General features: G+C 64.4%; 13 protein-coding genes. All 13 read left to right on the top strand.

Translation table 11 applies throughout. From position 1 onward, the window contains the following. The first annotated feature begins 184 nt into the window (after window positions 1–184). Window positions 185–901 carry a phosphoribosylaminoimidazolesuccinocarboxamide synthase gene (purC, locus tag VKS22_10335; GenBank protein ID HLW71009.1) on the top strand — a complete coding sequence of 239 codons (717 nt, stop codon included), beginning with the start codon at window positions 185–187 and terminating at the stop codon, window positions 899–901. Window positions 902–917: 16 nt separating this feature from the next. Next, window positions 918–1,169 (top strand): phosphoribosylformylglycinamidine synthase subunit PurS, encoded by a 252-nt coding sequence (gene purS, locus VKS22_10340; protein HLW71010.1) that lies wholly within the window; start codon window positions 918–920, stop codon window positions 1,167–1,169. A 13-nt stretch (window positions 1,170–1,182) separates the two neighbouring features. Further along, entirely contained in the window at window positions 1,183–1,875 is a 693-nt protein-coding gene (gene purQ, locus VKS22_10345) for a phosphoribosylformylglycinamidine synthase subunit PurQ (protein ID HLW71011.1), read from the top strand. A 6-nt stretch (window positions 1,876–1,881) separates the two neighbouring features. Then, on the top strand, window positions 1,882–4,119 hold the full coding sequence (purL, locus tag VKS22_10350; protein HLW71012.1) for a phosphoribosylformylglycinamidine synthase subunit PurL: 2,238 nt from the start codon (window positions 1,882–1,884) through the stop codon (window positions 4,117–4,119). Beyond that, window positions 4,116–5,606, top strand: a complete 1,491-nt coding sequence (purF, locus tag VKS22_10355) for an amidophosphoribosyltransferase (protein HLW71013.1) — start codon at window positions 4,116–4,118, stop codon at window positions 5,604–5,606. Before purL ends, purF begins: the two co-directional genes overlap by 4 nt. Window positions 5,607–5,680: 74 nt before the next feature. Continuing rightward, window positions 5,681–8,317: a DNA mismatch repair protein MutS gene (gene mutS / locus VKS22_10360; protein ID HLW71014.1), complete on the top strand. Its 2,637-nt coding sequence runs from the start codon at window positions 5,681–5,683 to the stop codon at window positions 8,315–8,317. Window positions 8,318–8,376: 59 nt separating this feature from the next. Then, window positions 8,377–9,606 (top strand): N-acetylmuramoyl-L-alanine amidase, encoded by a 1,230-nt coding sequence (locus VKS22_10365; GenBank protein HLW71015.1) that lies wholly within the window; start codon window positions 8,377–8,379, stop codon window positions 9,604–9,606. Next, window positions 9,603–12,320, top strand: a complete 2,718-nt coding sequence (gene glnD, locus VKS22_10370; GenBank protein HLW71016.1) for a [protein-PII] uridylyltransferase — start codon at window positions 9,603–9,605, stop codon at window positions 12,318–12,320. The genes VKS22_10365 and glnD overlap by 4 nt, the downstream gene beginning before the upstream one ends. Then, window positions 12,317–13,321, top strand: coding sequence for a tyrosine recombinase (locus tag VKS22_10375; protein HLW71017.1), 1,005 nt, complete (start codon window positions 12,317–12,319; stop codon window positions 13,319–13,321). The genes glnD and VKS22_10375 overlap by 4 nt, the downstream gene beginning before the upstream one ends. Window position 13,322: 1 nt before the next feature. Beyond that, complete coding sequence (locus VKS22_10380; GenBank protein HLW71018.1) at window positions 13,323–13,964, top strand: site-2 protease family protein; 642 nt, start codon at window positions 13,323–13,325, stop codon at window positions 13,962–13,964. Next, a complete protein-coding gene (locus VKS22_10385; GenBank protein HLW71019.1) occupies window positions 13,961–14,797 on the top strand; it encodes a segregation/condensation protein A in 837 nt (278 codons plus the stop codon). Before VKS22_10380 ends, VKS22_10385 begins: the two co-directional genes overlap by 4 nt. Further along, complete coding sequence (gene scpB / locus VKS22_10390) at window positions 14,797–15,501, top strand: SMC-Scp complex subunit ScpB (GenBank protein ID HLW71020.1); 705 nt, start codon at window positions 14,797–14,799, stop codon at window positions 15,499–15,501. The genes VKS22_10385 and scpB overlap by 1 nt, the downstream gene beginning before the upstream one ends. A 102-nt stretch (window positions 15,502–15,603) precedes the next feature. Next, window positions 15,604–18,876, top strand: coding sequence for an AAA family ATPase (locus tag VKS22_10395; GenBank protein HLW71021.1), 3,273 nt, complete (start codon window positions 15,604–15,606; stop codon window positions 18,874–18,876). Window positions 18,877–18,938: the final 62 nt, after the last annotated feature.

An 18,938-nucleotide genomic window follows, 5' to 3' on the forward strand; every position in this document is an offset into this window, starting at 1 on the left:
CGTCGAAGGAATGCGCATTTTCAAATTATGAGCATAAACAGGCGCGGTTGAGTCGGTGTGAATAGATCAGTCATTTTGTGGATAAGCGCCGCTGACGTGCATCCGCCAATCGTGGCGATACCAGTACGGCATTCATATAAAATAGACGCATCACACTAAATCCTTGACCCGACGGAGCAATAAGATGGAAACGATTCCTGAAAAACGCGAAATGTTTTACGAGGGCAAGGCCAAGAAGCTCTACACGACGCCCGACCCCGACCTCGTAATCGCCTATTTCAAAGACGACGCGACGGCGTTCAATGCGAAGAAGCGCGGAACGATCGAGGACAAGGGCGTCATCAACAACCGCCTCTCCGAGCTGTTTTTCGGAGTGCTGGAGCGCGCCGGGATCAAGACGCATTTCGTGCGGCGGCTGAACGATCGCGACATGCTGTGCAAGCGGCTGCAGATCGTGCCGGTTGAGACGGTGGTGCGCAATATCGTCGCAGGCTCGATGGCGAAGCGGCTGGGGCGCGAGGAGGGCGAAGCGCTGCCTCATCCGATTGTCGAGTACTACTACAAGTCGGACCCGCTCGACGATCCGCTGATCTACGCTGAACATGCGATCATGTTCGGTTGGGCGACGGCGGCCGAGATCGAAGCGATTCACGCGATGGCGCTCAAGGTCAATGAGGTGCTGAGCGGGTTTCTCGATGAGCGCGGGATTATCCTGGTGGATTTCAAGCTCGAATTCGGGCGGCACAAAGGCGAGATTTTGCTCGGCGACGAGATTTGCCCGGACACCTGCCGCTTCTGGGACAAGGCGACGCGCGAGAAGCTCGACAAGGATCGCTTCCGGCGCGACCTCGGCAACGTGGAGGGGGCGTATCAGGAGATGCTGCGGCGGGTCGAAGGCTGACGACGGCGCGGGCGGCGTGAACTTGACCGTCAAGATCTACGTCACACCCCGCAAGGGTATCCTAGATCCGCAGGGCCGGGCGGCTGAAGGCGCGCTCAGAAGCCTTGGATTCGCGGATGTCAGCTCGGTCCATATCGGGCGCTACATCGTGCTCGAAATCGACGCCGGGTCGGCGAGCGTCGCGGAAACCGCGGCGCGCGAGATGTGCGAGCGGCTGCTGGTCAATCCGTTGATCGAGGATTATCGACTCGAGGTCGCAGACGTATGAAGCGGGGCGCTGCATGAAGTGGGGTGTGGTCCGCTTCCCCGGCTCATTGGACGATAACGACGCTATCCACGCGCTCCGCGTGGTACTCGATCAAGACGCGAAGATATTGTGGCACAAGGACGAAAGCCTTGAGGGCGCGGAATGTATCGTGCTGCCGGGCGGCTTCAGCTACGGCGATTATCTGCGCTGCGGCGCGATCGCGCGGTTTTCGCCGATCATGAAGAGCTTGATCCGGTTCGCCAACGACGGCGGCCTGGTGGTTGGCATCTGCAACGGTTTCCAGATTCTGTGCGAGGCCCATCTGCTGCCCGGCGCCCTGACGCGCAATCGTTCGCTGGCGTTTATCTGCGAGCAGGTGACGGTGCGAATCGAGAATGCGCGCACGCCGTTTACCTGCGCGTCGCGCGAGGGTGAACTACTGCGGCTGCCGATCAAGCATGGCGAGGGTTGCTACGTCGCGCCTGAGGCTGAGTTGCTCGCGATGGAGGAACGCGGACAGGTGCTGATGCGCTATGTCGACGCGGGCGGGCGTGAGACCGACGAAGCGAATCCGAACGGCTCGATGCGGGCGATCGCAGCGATCGCCAACGAACGTTTCAACGTGTTCGGTTTGATGCCTCATCCGGAACATGCCGTCGAGAAGGCGCTCGCCGGTGGAGATGACGGCCTCAAGCTATTTAGATCGTTGATCACGAGCGCCGGCTAGGCAGAAATGACCCTCGCGGGTGAACCAACCGTTGATCTCGCGGCGGCGCGCAGCCACGGCCTGAGCGACGCGGAATATGCCGCGATCGTCAAACTCCTCGGGCGTACGCCGAGCTTCACTGAGCTCGGCGTTTTCTCGGTGATGTGGTCGGAGCATTGCTCATATAAGTCGTCGCGGAAGCATCTGCGGCGATTGCCGATGAGCGGTCCGCGCGTGGTCGGCGGTCCGGGCGAGAACGCGGGCGCGATCGACGTCGGCGACGGCTGGGTTGCCGTGTTCAAAATTGAAAGCCATAACCATCCGTCATTCGTCGAGCCGTATCAGGGCGCGGCGACCGGAGTCGGCGGGATCATCCGCGACATCTTCACGATGGGGGCGCGGCCGCTGGCGAGCATGAACTCGCTCAAGTTCGGCGCGCTCGAGCATCCGCGAACCGGGTATCTGCTCGCGGGTGTCGTCGGCGGAATTGGCGGCTATGGCAATTGCGTCGGGGTGCCGACGATCGCGGGCGAGGTGATGTTCGACGCGGCCTACAATGGGAACATCCTGGTCAATGCATTTTGCCTGGGGTTGGCGCGGCGCGAGGATTTGCAGAGCGCGCAGGCGCGCGGCGCGGGCAATCCGGTAATCTACGTCGGCTCGGCGACGGGCCGCGACGGAATCCACGGCGCCAGCCTGCTGGCGTCGGCGGCGTTCGATGCCGAGAGCGCGGCGAAACGGCCGACGGTGCAGGTTGGCGATCCGTTCGCCGAGAAGCTTTTGATCGAAGCCTGCCTGGAGGCGATGAAGACCGGAGCGATTGTGGCGATTCAGGATATGGGGGCGGCCGGGCTGGCGTCGTCGTCGAGCGAGATGGCCGGGCGCGGCGGACTCGGGATCGAACTCGAGCTGGATCGGATTCCGACGCGCGAGGCCGGGCTGACGCCGTATGAGATGCTGCTGTCGGAATCGCAGGAGCGGATGCTGATCGTCGCGGAGCGCGGACGCGAGGCCGAACTCGCTGCCGTCTTCGAGAAATGGGATCTGCACGCGCCGGTGGTCGGCAAAGTCACAGATGACGGCCGCTGGCGCGCGATCTATCGAGGGAGCGTGGTGGCCGATATTCCGGTGCAGGCGCTGAGTGACGCCGCGCCCGTCTACGATCGGCCGTCGGCGCCGCCCACAAGTCGAGTGGAAGCCGGGGCGCAAACACCGGCTGGGCGTGGTTTCAATGCGGCGCGCGAGATTCTCGATCACGCTAGCGCGCCGGCGGCGCTGCGGGCGCTGCTCGCGAGCGCCAACGTCGGGTCAAAACGATGGGTCTTCCGGCAGTACGATTCGCTTGTGCAGAGCAACACGATCGCGGGTCCGGGCGGCGACGCAGCGATCCTGCGGATCAAGGGATCGCGGCGCGGGCTGGCGCTGACGGTCGATTCGAATCCGCGCGCGTGCGCGATCGATCCGTATCTCGGCGCGGTCGCGACGGTCTGCGAGGCCGCGCGCAATGTCGCCTGCGCGGGCGCGCGGCCGGCGGGAATCACCAACTGCTTGAACTACGGTAATCCCGAGCGGCCGGAGATCATGTGGCAGTTCATCCGCGGGATCGAGGGACTGTGCGACGCCGCGATCGCTTTTGATACGCCGGTGATCAGCGGCAACGTCAGCTTTTACAACGAGACCGAGGGCCGCGCGATTCCGCCGACGCCGACGATCGCAGTGGTGGGAATTCTCGATGAGGTGGCGCGCCACGTCGGCCCTCGGTTCACTACCGCAGGCGATCTCGTCCTGATGGTGCGGACGAGCGCGCCGTCGCTGGCGGCGAGCGAGTATGCGGCGCTGTTCGGGATCGCCGACGAAGCGCTGAACGCGATCGATCTGGCGGGCGAGCGGCGGCTGATCGAGGGGTTGATTGATGCGGCGGGAAGGGGGCTGATAAGCTCAGCTCATGACGTCTCCGATGGCGGACTTGCGGTGGCGCTCGCCGAAGCCTGCTTCGTTCGCGCTGCGCAGTTGGGCTGCACGGTCGAGAAGATCGGTGAGACACCGGCAGAATTGTTCGGCGAAGGCGCTTCAACGGTAATTCTTTCGGTCGCGGCTGAAAACATTGACGCGATTCGACAGATATTCGCGCCGCTCGAAGCGAAGATTATCGGACGGGTGACGCCGACGCCGCGACTTAAAATAATGCATCTAATCGACGAAGATGTGGCAGAGCTGATGCGAATATATGAGGAAGCTCTGCCGCGAAGGCTCGGTGGGTCATGAGCCGCAACGACGGTCAGGCAGCGGATGACCTCGGAGTGGTAGTCGACGAAGCCAAGATCGACGCCTTCCATGACGAGTGCGGCGTGTTCGGCGTGTTCGGCCATCCGGAGGCGGCCAATCTCGTATACCTGGGCCTCTATGCGCTGCAACATCGCGGGCAGGAATCGGCGGGAATTGTCTCGTCGAACGGCAAATCGCTGATCGCTCATCGCGGGATGGGGCTGGTCGCCGACATCTTCAACAGCAAAGTGCTCGAACAGCTCGAAGGCACCAGCGCGATCGGGCACAATCGCTATTCGACTACCGGCTCAACCTCGCTCAAGAATTGCCAGCCGCTGGTGGTTGAATATGCCCAGGGCGGCCTTGCCCTCGCGCACAACGGCAATATCGTAAATTTCCGCGAGTTGCGTGAGCGGCTCGAAGCCAGTGGATCGATTTTCCAATCCTCGTCGGACAGCGAGCTGATCATTCATTTGATTGCCGGGTCGCGCGCCGCGAGCCTGCCCGAGCGGGTGGCGGAAGCACTGATGCAGGTGCGGGGCGCCTACTCGATGGCGCTCCTGACCGAGGACGGGATGATCGCGGCGCGCGATCCGCACGGCTTTCGGCCGCTGGTGATTGGCAAGATTAACAACGCCATAATCGTCGCGTCGGAGACCTGCGCGCTGGATCTGGTGCGGGCCGAGTACGTGCGCGAGATTGAGCCCGGGGAGATCGTGGTGATCAGCGACGACGGCCTGCGCTCGTTCCGGCCGTTCGGCCCGGCGCCGGCCAAGCGGTGCATCTTCGAATACGTCTATTTCGCGCGGCCCGACAGTTTCCTCTACGGCCGCAACGTCTATCAGGTGCGCAAGACGCACGGGCGCGCGCTCGCGCGCGAGGCCCCGGCCGACGCCGATTTGGTGGTGCCGGTGCCCGACTCGGGTAACGCCGCCGCGCTCGGTTACGCCGAGGAGTCCGGGCTGCCGTTCGAGATGGCGCTGGTGCGCAGCCATTACATCGGCCGCACCTTTATCGAGCCGCGCCAGTCGATTCGCCATTTTGGCGTCAAGATCAAGTTCAACCCGGTCGCCGAGCTGCTGCGCGGGAAGCGGATCGTGCTGATCGAGGATTCGATCGTGCGCGGGACCACGCTCAGCAAGGTCATCCCGATGTTGCGGCAGGCCGGCGCGCGCGAGGTGCATATGCGGATCGCGGCGCCGCCGACGACCAACTCGTGCTTCTACGGGATCGACACGCCAACGCGCGAAGAGCTGCTGGCGTCGTCGCATTCCGTCGAGGAGATTCGCCAATACATCACCGCAGACTCGCTCGGTTATCTAAGCTGGGACGGACTTTACTCCTTCATGGGCGAAGCGCGCGACGGCTTCTGCGACGCCTGCTTCACCGGCAACTACCCGGTCGAAATTCCACGCGATCGCTCGCCCCAGCAACTGCGTCTGTTCGACGCCGCCGACGGCCTCAACGGCGCCGCCGCGCGACGCTGAGTCGCGCCTGGCGTTGACGCCGCGGCGCGGCAATTTTGCGCCCGTCCGACGCTGCGGCTAAGCTTGGCGCTCCCGTGCCGATCAAGCAGACACCGCTCGTCGCGCAGTACCTGAGCGTCAAGCAGAAGGTTCCGGACGCGATTCTGTTTTTCCGTCTCGGCGATTTTTACGAAATGTTTTTCGAGGACGCCGAGGTCGGCGCGCGCGTGCTCGATATTCAGCTCACGTCGCGCTCGAAGGACGGCGTGCCGCTCTGCGGCGTGCCCTACCATGCGGCCGAAGGTTATATCGCAAAGCTGCTCAAGGCCGGACTTAAGGTTGCAATCTGTGAGCAGAGCGCACCCGAGGGCGGGGCCGGAGGTTCGAGCGGCAAAGGCGGCGCGTTTCAACTCACCGGTCTCGGCGACGGCCGGGCGGCGGCGCGCGGCCTGATGCCGCGGCAGATCGTCCGCGTGATCACGCCCGGCACGATCGGCGAGGAGACCGTGCTGGTCGCGGACGAGAAGAACTTCCTGCTCGCGATCGCTTGCGGCGCGCAGGGTTTCGGCTTCGCGGCGCTCGAAGTTTCGACCGGCGAATTTCTCACCGCACGCATTACGGGGATCGCCGGGGCGCGCGAAGAGCTGGCGCGGCTGAGTCCGCGCGAACTCCTCGCGCCCCCGGATAATCCGCAAATCGCCGAGCTACTCCGAGGTCTGCGCTATCCGCTGACGCGACTCGAGGCGGCCGCGTTCGATTCGTCAAGCGCGCGCTTTGCGCTTGCGGCTCACTTCGGCGAGGGTCTCGGCGAGCTCGACGACGTAATCGCGGCAGCGGCCGGGGCCGCGCTCGGCTACGTCAAGGAAAATTTCGGCGGCAACCTTTCCCATCTCCGTCCGCCGCAGGCCTACCAGGTGGCGGAGTTCATGCTGGTGGACGAAACCACCCGGCGGCATCTTGAGCTGATCACCTCCAGCGACGGCGGGCGCAGCGGTTCGCTGCTCGGGGTCCTCGACGAATCGTTGACGCCGATCGGGGCGCGGACGCTCGCGCACTGGATGGTCTATCCGCTGATGGAGATCGCTTCGATTCGCCGGCGGCACGACGCGGTGGAGGAGTTGTTCGACAGCGATTTGGGCGGGGCGCCATCAGCGGCGCTGCGCCAGATCGGCGACCTCGAGCGGCTGGCGGGCAGAATCGGCAGTCTGCGCGCGAGCCCGCGCGACACTCTGAAGCTGAGCCAGGCTTTGGGCGCTGTCGCCGCGCTCAAAGCTTGGCTCAGCGAGCGGCGCGGCGAAACGTTGCAAGATCTTACCGGCCGCCTCGAAGCACAGCCTGCGCTTGCGGCGCTGATTGACTCGACAATTAGCGAGGAGCCGCCGGTAAATCCGCGCGATGGCGGCGCGATTCGGCGCGGCTTCAGCGCGGAAATCGACGAGCTGCGCGCGCTGGCGCGCGACGCGCGTGGCGTGATCGCGCAGATGGAGGCGGCGGAACGCGAACGCGCGCGTATCCCTTCGCTCAAGGTCCGTTATAACCAGGTATTCGGTTATTATATCGAAGTCACCAGGCTCAACCTCGAGCGGGTGCCGGCGGACTACGAGCGCAAACAGACCCTGGTCGGCGCCGAACGCTTCACGACACCCGCGTTAAAGGAGCTTGAACGCAAGATTTTGAGCGCCGAAGGCGGGCTCAAAGAGCTCGAATTGCAGATGTTCATGAAGCTCTTGCGCGAACTGGCCGGACACGCCGGCGCGATCCTCGCAACTGCGGCGGCGGTCGGCGAATTCGACGCGCTGATGTCGCTGGCGCTGGTCGCGCGCCGGCGCGGTTATGTGCGGCCCGCGATGGACGCCGGCGGCGCGATCAAAATCCGTGACGGCCGCCATCCGGTGCTGGAGAGCGGCATGAGGCCCGGCGAGTTCGTGCCCAATGACCTCGACTGCGATCCGGACGAGCGGCAGCTCCTGCTGATCACCGGACCCAACATGGCGGGCAAATCGACGTATCTGCGCCAAGTCGCGCTCATCGTGATCATGGCGCAGATGGGCAGTTTCGTGCCTGCGGTCGAAGCCCGCGTCAGCATCACCGATCGCGTGCTGACGCGGATCGGCGCGCGTGACGAACTGCGGCGCGGCGAGTCGACCTTCATGGTCGAGATGCGCGAGACGGCGCGGCTGCTCGAAGGGCTGACCGCGCGCAGCCTGTTGCTGCTCGACGAAGTCGGGCGCGGCACCAGCACCTTCGACGGACTCGCCATCGCATGGGCCGTAGCCGAGTATCTGCACGACGCGACGCGCGCCAAAGTGCTGTTCGCCACGCACTTCCACGAACTGACCGACCTTGCGCGCGAGCGGCCGCGCGTGAAAAATCTCAGTATGGCGGTGCGGGAGTGGGGCAGCGAGGTGCTGTTTCTCCGTCGCGTAGTCGAGGCGCCGGCCAGCCGGAGCTACGGGATCGAGGTCGCGCGGCTAGCGGGCTTACCGGCGAGCTTAGTCGCGCGGGCGCGCGAAATCCTCGGCAATCTCGAACGCGGCGAACTCGACGAAACCGGGGCGGCGCGGTTGGCGCGTTCGCCCGGCGGACCGGTTGCGCCGCAGATAAATCTCTTCACCGCATCCGAGCAGCGGACGCTCGACGAACTCGCGGCGATTGAGGTCGATCGGCTGACACCGATCGACGCGCTCAACGCCTTGGCGCGGATCGTCGAGCGCAGCCGTCGACGCGAGTAGTGGGCATGAGGAGGCGGCACGGATCCGATCGGCGCCTCTACGCCGTGGCCATTGCTGCGATGATGACCGCGACACTGACTGTAGTGATGACGACAGCGACCGCGGCGCGCGCCACGATCATAACCAACGCCGCGCTCCGCGCGGCCGGCGACTTCGTCGAGCTGCGCTTCGATCTGCGCGGGCGCGGACTCGTCTGGCATCTGCGTGAAAATCGGCAACAGCTTATCATCGATTTCGAGCAAACCCGGATTGCGCTCGCCTCGCGTCCGTTCGCCGGCCGCGAGGTCGCGCCGATCCGCGCCGTCGCGGTGGCGGACACCGGCTCCGGCGCCGCACGGATTGTTATCGATGTGGATGGCAAGGTTGATTACGCCGCGGGCGTCACCGGCCGCGAGTTGATCATCAGATTTGCGCGCGCTGGAACCGCACCGAACCTCGTCGCGGGTGTCGATTTGCACGACGGGCCGGGACGGACACCGGCGCGAATCGCACGTAAAGACACGGCGGTATTTAGTGCAGCAGACCCGGCGCCGGCGGCGACTGTTCCAGCGCCGGCCGTTCCAGTCGCGCTTGCCGAGCCACGGCCGCAAAATCCACGGCCCCTGGTCGTAATCGATCCCGGGCACGGCGGTCGCGATCCGGGTACGCGATCAGACGATGGCGTGAGCGAAAAAGATCTGGCGCTGCAGATTGCGGCGCGGCTGCAACGCGTGCTCGAGGGCGCAGGCGTTGCTGCGGAATTGACGCGTAATGACGATCGCTTCCTGAGCCTCGGAGAGCGGACCGCGATCGCTAATCGCGACCATGCTGCGCTGTTCGTGTCGATCCACTTGAATTCGAGCCCGGACGTCAACACCACCGGCATCGGCGCTTACTACCTGAACAATACGACCGATCGCGCGACGATTCGGCTCGCGCGCATGGAGAACGGCGCCGCTGAGGCCTCTAGCGATCGCGGCGAGCCAAACCTAAACTACGTCCTGACGGATTTGCGTCAGGGCTATAAGGCAAATGAAGCGGTCGCGCTGGCGCAAATGATCGAAACTGAAAGCGTAGCTGCGGCGGACGCGCAAGGCTTCGGGCTGCGGGCGCTGGGCGCGATGCAGGGACCGTTCTATGTGCTGGTCGGCGCCGAGATGCCGTCTGTGCTGGTCGAGTGCGGATTTCTATCCAACCCCGATGAGGCGCGCCGCTTAAGTGCGCCGCGATATCAGGCGGCGCTCGCCGACGGCATCGGCGCGGCCGTGATTCACTATCTGGAGGACGACGAGGCGGTGGGCAATCTTTGAACGATGCGCTGGCAGTGCGTGATGAAGCCGCGCTGGTCGCCGAATTTGCGCGGACGGATTCTGCGGGTGCGCTCGCGCGCGAATTTCTCACGCAGGTGCGGGCGGAGCTCTTCGAGCGTCATCGCGCCGGCGCCGGCGGCCGTGAAATCGTCCGCGAACTCACCGCAGCGACCGACCGGCTAATCCGCGCGCTGTATCTGCATGCGGACGCAGGGCACACACGGCGCCGCTTCTCGCGCCTCAACCAGCGGCTGACCATAATTGCGCGCGGGGGTTATGGCCGCGGCGAGCTTAATCCGTATTCCGATCTCGATCTGATATTTCTGCACGACTACAAACGCGGTCCTTATGCGGAAATCGTGACCGAGGGCATGCTGTACGCGCTCTTCGACGTCGGGCTTCAGATCGGGCACGCCGTACGCAACATCGGCGAGTGCATGAGCATGGCGGCCGGTGATTTGTGGGAAAAAACTGCGATCCTCGACGCCCGTTTTCTCGCGGGCGACGCGAAGCTTTACGCCCAGTTCGAAAAAAGGCTGATCAGCGACGTGCTCGACCACGACCAGTCGAAATTCTTCAAAGCGAAACTCGAGGAGACCCGCGAGCGCCATAAGCGCTTTGGCGACTCGGTCTATCTGCTCGAGCCCAATTTAAAGGAGGGTGACGGCGGCCTGCGCGACCTGCATACGGCGCTGTGGCTCGCGAAGGTCAAATACAAGGTGCGAACCTTCGCAGACCTGATGCAAAAGGCGGTGATCAACGAACGCGACCTGGCGGAGATCACTGCGGCGCAGGATTTCCTCTATCGCGTGCGCAATTCAATCCATTTTTTGCGCAAGCGGCATGTCGATCAGATCACCTTTGAGCTCCAGGAGCAGATCGCGCCGATGCTTGGTTTCCGCGACGTCGCAGGCGCCACTGCGAGCGAACAGTTGATGCGCGCCTATTACCAGCAGGCCAGCGTGATCTTTCAATTCTCCGAGCGCTGGCTCGCGCGGGTGCAGGAAGAGATCGCGCCCCAGCGCTTTCGCTGGTGGCGTCAAAATCGACTGATTCGGCCGGGCGTGGTGATTCAGCAGCAGAGCCTGGGCCTCACCGATGCGGATTTTTTTTCACGGACGCCGTTGAACCTCATCACCATCTTCGCCGATTGCCAGGCGCACGGGGTCGAGCTCTCCGGCAGCGCCTTCCAGTCCGTGCGCGACAATCTGGCCTTGGCCGGCGAGGAACTGCGGAACAGTCCGCACGCCGGTGAAGCGCTGCTGACGATTTTGCGCGGACCGTCGCGGGTCGCCGAGACGCTGGAGGCGATGCATCGTGCGGGCGTGCTCGGCGCCGTCATTCCGGAATTCGGCAATCTCGAAGCGCGCGTCCTGCACGATCTCTACCATATCTACACCGTCGACCGGCATTCGCTGGCCGCGATCGGTTATCTCGAACGCCTGCGCGCGGGCGAGTTCAAGGACGACAACGCGCTGCTGACCGAAGTCGCGCGCGGCTGCGACGAACTTCCGCTGATCTATCTCTCGTTGCTCCTGCACGACATCGGTAAGGGTCACGGCCACGACCATCATGAGCGCGGCGCGGTGCTGACCGAGCAGGTTTGCGCCCGCCTCGGGCTCGACAGCGAACAGACCGACTTGGTGGTGTTCCTCGTGCGCAACCATCTGTGGATGTCGCAGGTCGCGCAGAAGGGCGACGTCAATAGCGCGCGCACGGTCGAGGACTTCGCGCGGCTGACCGGCTCGATCGTTCGCCTCAAGGCGCTCTACCTGATGACGTTTGCCGACATGCGCGCGGTCGCCCCCAAGGTATACAACAAGTGGCGCGACATGCTGCTCAGCGAACTCTACATCAAGGCGCTCAAGCCGCTCGAGCAGGGCAACAAGGAGGCCGTGGATCCTGCGCGCCGGCTGGCGCTGGTCAAGCATGACGTGCATGAGATGCTGACCGCCGCCAACGCGCCGCCGGAGGAGATCACTAAGTTCGTCGAGCTGATGCCGGAGCGCTATTTTCTGACGGTGCCCGAAGGCGATATCCGGATGCATTTCGAGATGATGCTGGCGCTGGATGAAGGCGAACCGCTGGTCTGCCGCGATCGCGCATTCGCACAACTCGAGTTCACCGAGTTCACCGTAGTCACCCGCGATCAGCCGGGACTGTTCGCGAAGATCGCCGGTGTGCTGACCGCCAACAACCTCGATATTCTCGCCGGGCAGATCACGACGCGCGCCGACGGCGTCGCGCTCGACGCCTTCCGTGTCGCGCTCGGGCTCGGCGAGCTCGCCCTCGAAGAGGAACGCTGGGATCGGGTCAACCGCGTGCTCGAAAAGGTGCTCAAGGGCGAGCTTGAGGTTGCGGAACTGGTCGCCGATGCGCTGCGCCGCCCGTTTAGCCGGCCATCATCACCGCGCCGAACCGAGACCGAAGTGATCATCGACAATCGCAGCTCCGAAGAAAGTACCGTGGTCGATGTTTTCACCCCGGATCGCGCTGGACTGCTCTTCGCCATCACCCACACGATCTTCGAGCTCGGTTACGTGATCCATCTCGCACGCATCTCGACCAACGCCGATCAGGCGTTCGACGTGTTCTATATCAGCGACGGCGCCGGCAATAAGATCGAGGATCTCGAACGCATGCGCGCGCTCAAGTTGGCGTTGCTCGCGCGGCTCGAAGCACCGCCCGCCGCCGCGGTGTCGGCCTCAGGATGAGCGCGGGCGAGGTGGCGGCGCAGGTTTCGGCGTGGGACACGATCATCGATCGCCATCTTGCGCGGATCGCAGTTGAGCACGGCCTCAGCCGCAATTCGCTTGAAGCATACGGCGGCGACCTGCGCGATTTCCGGATTTTCTGCGAGCGTCGCGACGTCGAGCCCGGGATGCTCAACGCGCGCATCCTGACGGCGTGGCTCGAAGAGCTGGCGACCCGCGGCTTCAAGGTGACGAGCCAGCGGCGGCGCCTCGCGGCAGTGCGCGACCTCGTGCGCGAGCTGGTGGACGTGGGGACCCTCGGGCGCGACCCGACGGCGACGCTGCGGCTGCGGCCGCATCCGCGGCCCTTGCCGCGCACCCTGACCCGCGCCGACGTCGAGATTTTGCTCGAAGCGATTGATTGCACTGAGCTGCGTGGGATGCGCGATCGCGCGATGCTCGAAATTGCTTACGGCTGCGGCCTGCGCGTTTCCGAGTTGGTGAGCTTGAAGTTCTACCAGGTGGACCTCAAGGGCGGTGTCGTGACGGTGCTAGGCAAGGGCGGCAAGGAACGGATCGTGCCGGTTGGCGGCGCAGCGCTACGCGCGCTCAAGCTCTACCTCGCGGCCCGCCATCAGGCGACCCTCGCACGCAGCTCAGCTGACGGTCGCGTGCAGCCGGCGCCTGCGGTTACTGCGATGAAGCCGAACGCGGCGCTGTTTCTCACGCGGCTGGGCCGCGCGATGACGCGGCAAGGGTTTTTCAAAGCGCTCAAGGGCTGGGTCGCGCTGAATCCGCAACTGAGCTGGATTAGTCCGCACACTCTGCGCCACTGCTTCGCCACCCATCTGCTCGAGGGCGGCGCCGACCTTCGCGCGGTGCAGGAGATGCTCGGCCATAGCGATATTTCGACGACGCAAATCTACACGCATCTGACGCGTGCGCATCTGCGCAAGGTCCATCGCACCTTCCATCCGCGCGCCCGCCGCACGCCGACCGCTCGGCCCAGCACGGAGGATTGAGGTGGCGCGCGGGTCGAACTTCACGGCGACGCTGCTGGTCTGGGCCGTGCCGACGATTTTCGCGATCGTGCTGCACGAGGTGATGCACGGTTTTGTCGCGCGTGGGCTCGGCGACGAGACCGCTGCGCGCGCCGGCCGCCTGACGCTCAATCCGCTCCGCCACGTCGATCCGTTCGGCACGCTGATCATGCCGGCATTGTTGCTGTTCGCGCATTTGCCGGTGTTCGGCTACGCCAAACCGGTGCCGGTGGACTTTAGCCGGCTGCGGCCGCGGCGGCTTGGGATGGTGCTGGTTGCCGCGGCCGGACCGGCGACCAATTTCACCCTGGCGACGATTAGTGCGCTTGCTTTCAGGTTCGTCCAAGCGCATACGGGCGAATTCAGCGGCACAGGCCCGATACTCGCGCGGATGATCCTCGCGTCAGTTCTGATCAATGTGATGCTCGGCGTTTTCAATCTTTTGCCGCTGCTGCCGCTCGACGGCGGCCGCGTGCTGGCGGGTTTGCTGCCGCCGGGCCTCGCGCGGCCTTTCGCACGGCTCGAACGCTATGGCTTTATCCTCCTGTTCCTGCTCCTTTATACGGATTGGCTGGGCCGCATCATGGATCCGCTGATTAACTCGATCGTGGGCGCGCTGTTGTGACCAAGGAGGAGAATCAGACGCCGGGAGCCTCGAGCGCCGACCCTCCGCGCTTCGAGCTACCCGTGTATCAGGGACCGCTCGACCTGCTGCTCCATCTGATCAAGCGCGCCGAACTGGATCCGCATGATGTCGCCGCCAGCATAATCACCGAGCAATATCTGGCCCATCTCGACCTGATGCGCGAACTCAATCTCGACGTCGCCGGCGAGTACCTGGTCATGGCGGCGACGCTGCTCCTGATCAAATCATTCAACCTGCTGCCTCATCCGGAGCTGGTGGATACCGGCGAGGCCGAAGAGCTGCGTCGCGACCTGGTCGAGCGGCTGCTCGAATATCAGCGTTATCGCGAGGCTGCGGCCAAGCTCGGCGAGCGCGAGATTCTTGGTCGCGAAGTCTTCGCCACTCGCGGCGAGGCGCCGCCCCCGCCCGACGACAGCGCCCCACCATACAGCGTGTCGGTCTTCGACCTGGTGCAGGCGATGGCTGCCGTCCTCAAGCGTCTCAGTGATCGAACGCCTGGGCGGATCGAGCTGCGCGACATTCCGGTCGCTGAGTGCATCCCGCGAGTGCTCGCCGCGCTCACCACCGATGCGCGCGTTGAATTCGTCAGTCTGTTCGAGAGCTTGGCCGATCGTTCGATTGTGATCGCAACCTTCATGGCGCTGCTTGAATTGATCCGTCGCGGGATCGTTCGCGTCTGGCAGGATGAGCGCGACGGTTCGATCTTTTTGGGCCGCGGCGAGCGCTACAGCGGCGCGGATGAAGCCGCAGCAACGAACCCGCCCGCAGCGCCAAGCGCTAACGAGACCCTTCCCCGCGAGCCCGGAAATTAATGGAAGAGGAACGGCTCAAGGCCATTCTCGAAGGCCTGCTGTTCGCGGCGGGCGAGCCGGTGAGTCTTGCGCGCCTCGGTAACGCACTCGAGGGGGTTGCGCGGGAGACGATCAAGCAGGCGCTCGCGGGGTTGGCGGCCGACTATGCGGCCGGCAATCGCGGGTTGACGCTAGAAGAGATCGCGGGCGGCTATCAATTGCGCACGCTCAGGGAGCATGCGGCTTATGTCCGTCGTTTGCTTTCCGCCAAACCGCCGCGGCTCAGCCGCCCGCTGCTCGAAACGCTGGCGATCATCGCTTATCGCCGGCAAATCACGCGGCCCGAGATCGAGCAATTGCGCGGTGTCGATACGGGCGGCGTGCTCGAAACGCTGCTCGAGCGCGGGCTGACGCGGATTGCCGGGCACAAGGAAGTCGCGGGCCGCCCGTTTATCTATGAGACCACTCCGGCCTTTCTCGAGCTGTTTGGCCTCAAGAGTCTCGACGCGCTGCCCGACCTCGAGGAGCTTCGTGCGATCGAAGAAGCGCTCGCCGACGCGCTGGACACGGCCGGTCAAGCCCCTGCCGCGGCGGACGACACACTCCCGCGCGAGCCCACTGCTGACGGCGCAGGGCTCGCGGGTGATTCGCGGAATTCCGGCACAGCGCAGGAAATCGATCAGGCCCAGCCCGACGCGACCGATAGCGACAGCGCGAAATCCTGAAGCAGCGGCGTTGCACCGCCTAACGTCGTGAGACACTATCGGGCTTATTGGGCTACAACTGGGTGCGCCGAGGTGCCCTGCCCGACGAGCTGAGGCTATCAAATGCGCTGCTCGAAGTGCGCGGTAGAGAATCGCGAGGGGCGAAAATTCTGTGCCGAATGCGGCGCCCTCCTGAAGATCCGCTGCCAATCTTGCCTGGCTGATAACGAGCCGACAGAAAAGTTCTGCGGTGATTGCGGTGCTGCCCTGAATGCGGGCAGCGCTCCGGCCTCCGAAACGTCAAAGGTTCCGCATTCCAATGCCGCCGGCGAGCGGCGGCATCTGACGATTCTGTTTTGCGATTTGGTGGGCTCGGTCACGCTGACGGCGCAGCTCGACCCTGAGGAGTGGCGCGCGACGGTGGCGGGCTATCAGCGCGCGGCGGCCGAGGCGATTACACGTTTCGGCGGCGAAGTTGTGCGCTACGTCGGCGACGGCATCATGGCCTTTTTCGGCTATCCGGTGGCGCATGACAATGACGCCGAGCGGGCGGCGCGCGCCGGGCTCGCAATCCTCGAGGCGATCGCGCAACTCAACGAGCAGCCCGCTCACGTCAAGTTGGCGGTCAGGATCGGGATCGATTCGGGCCGCGTGGTGGTCGGCGCGGGCGCGGGCAATGCGGTGGATGCGTTCGGCGATACCGCCAATATCGCGGCGCGGGTGCAGGCCGCGGCCGAATCGGACACCGTAGTGGTTACCGGCGAAACGCATCGGCTGATCTCGGGGCTCTTCGTCGTCGAGGAGCGTGGCGCGCCGGCGCTCAAGGGCATCGAGCGGCCGGTCCAGCTCTACCGCGTCGTGCGGCCGAGCGGGATGCAGGGGCGCTTCAAAGCCGCGGCCGCGGCGGGCGGACTCACCCGGTTCGTCGGGCGCGACGATGAGCTGCGCACTCTGCTGAGCCGTTGGGCGCGCGCGGTCGAGGGCGAAGGTCAGGTCGTGACGATTATCGGCGAGCCGGGGATCGGCAAGTCGCGGCTGGTGCAGGAGTTTCGCGAGCGGATCGCCGGCGAGCGCCATACCTGGCTCGAAGGCTCGACCGCTGCGTTTTTTCAGAACACGCCCTTCTATGCGACCGCCGAGATGCTGCGGCAGAGCTTTAACTGGCACAGCAACCAGAACCACGAACGGCGGCTGGCGGCGCTCGAGGCCTCGCTCAAAGCCACCGGCGTCGAGATCGAGGGCGCCGTGCCACTGATCGCGGCGCTGCTGGAATTGCCGCTGGGCGACAACTATTCGCCGTTGAGCATGCCGCCCGATCAGCAACGCAAGAGGCTGCTGGCGACACTGGTCGCGTGGACGATGGGCGCGGCGAAGGCGCAGCCGCTGGTGATCGCGACCGAGGACCTGCACTGGGCGGACCCATCAACGCTGGAAGTGACACAGTTGCTGGTCGAGCAGGGGGCGACCGTGCCGCTGATGTTAATCTACACGGCGCGGCCGGAGTTTCGCGCGCCGTGGTCGATGCGCGCGCATCATACGCAGCTCACGCTCAACCGGCTCGGCGCACGCGACATCCGCACGATCGTCGCGCAGGTGGCGGCGCAAAAAGCCTTGTCCGACGAGACTATCGCGGCGGTGGTCGAGCGCACCGGCGGGGTGCCGCTGTTCGTCGAGGAGCTGACGCGCGCGGTGCTCGAAAGCGGCGACGGCAAGTTGAGCGGACGGGATATTCCCGCCACGCTGCATGACTCCCTGATGGCGCGGCTGGACCGGCTGGGCGCGGCCAAGGAAGTCGCGCAGGTCGGCGCGGTGCTGGGCCGCGAGTTTTCTTACGCGCTGCTGCACGCCGTGCATCGAGTGCCCGAATCTGAACTGCAAGCGGCGCTGAGCGAGTTGGCCGAGGCCGAGTTGCTCTATGTCCAAGGCCTCGCGCCCAACGCGCATTACCAGTTCAAACACGCGCTCATCCGCGACGCCGCTTACGAAGCGCTGCTCAAGAGCCGCCGCAGGGAGCTGCATCTTATCGTCGCCCGCACCATCGACGAGCAGTTCCCGAGTCTCAAGGAGACCCATCCCGAAGTCATCGCGCGCCATTGGACCGAAGCCGGCGAAGCCGAACAGGCGATCACCGCATGGCAAAAGGCTGGCGAGCGCGCGGCCGCGCGCGGCGCCTTGGTGGAAGCGGAGAGTCATTACGTTCGTGCGCTAGGTTTGGTTGCCGGATTGCCTCAGGACCCCGAACGGGATCGCCTTGAGCTCGGGCTGCAGGTCGGGTTGGGGCTGGCGTTGTGGGGCGCAAAAGGCTGGGCGCACGCCGCAACTCACCGCGCCTTCGCCCGTGGTCAGCAGCTGGCTGAGAACCTCGGCGACACACAGCAACTCATCCTGGTCCTGCACGGCTTAGCGGTTTCCGCAAGCGTGAATGGAAGAGTGAGGATTGGACAGGAACTCGCGGAGCGCGAAGTGCTCATGGCCGAGGTCAGCAAGGATCGCGGCTTGTTGTGCGCCGCCAATTTTATCCTTGGTAACTCGCTCGCCTTTCGGGCGAGATTCAGGGACGCGCAAAAGCGTTACACCTTGGCGAAAGGCTACTTCGATGAGACAGATGTACAACGCTTGCCTGTAAATGGGGCCAACTATGCGGCGATGGATGCTTTGGTCACTCTGGAATTGGGCTTCCCTGATCTTGCGCGGCGGCAGATTAACGAAGCCTTGCGGATAGCGGAACGGCTCAAAAGTTCATTCCCCTTGGCCTTTGCGCAAATGTGTGCGTGCACGCTGTTTATGCGATTGCGCGACGCGCAGACCCTCCTCGAGCAGGTAGACGAGTTACGCCGCCGCACAGATGAGTATCCCTTCTTTTCTGGTTACGTCGAATTCTACGCCGGCTCTGCCTTGCTTATCCAGGGTAAAATAGCAGAGGGCATTGAGCGGATGCGGCGGGCGACAACCTTTTGGGAGCCCATAGGGTTTAGAATGACCCGCGCGTTGGAAATCGCCGCCGAGGCACAACTTTGCGCGAGCGAAGGACGAGTTGATGACGCTCTCGCCCTAATGTCGGAAGCCCTGCGCGAAACCGAAGAGTTCTTGTGGCGAAGGACGCAGATACTGAGACTGCGAGCGGACTTGCTTGCCGAACGCGGCACCGACGAGGCTGAGATCGAAGCGGGCTATCGAGAAGCGGTCCAATTTGCTAGCGGGTGTGAAGCCAGGTTCGAACAGCTCCAGTGCACGGCACGTTTCGCGCGATGGCTCAAGATGCAGGGACGGGTCGTCGAGGCGCGCGAGATGCTCGCGGAGATCTACAACTGGTTCACCGAGGGCTTCGACACGCTCGATCTCAAAGACGCCAAGGCCCTGCTCGACGAACTGAGCGTCAGCGGCGCAGCACGCTGATTGCGAGGTCGAGAACGGCGTAAAAAGCCGAAATCAACCGCGGCAGCCTCTATCCCGAAGCG

Source organism: Candidatus Binataceae bacterium, from assembly GCA_035308025.1.
Lineage (GTDB): Bacteria > Desulfobacterota > Binatia > Binatales > Binataceae > JAJPHI01.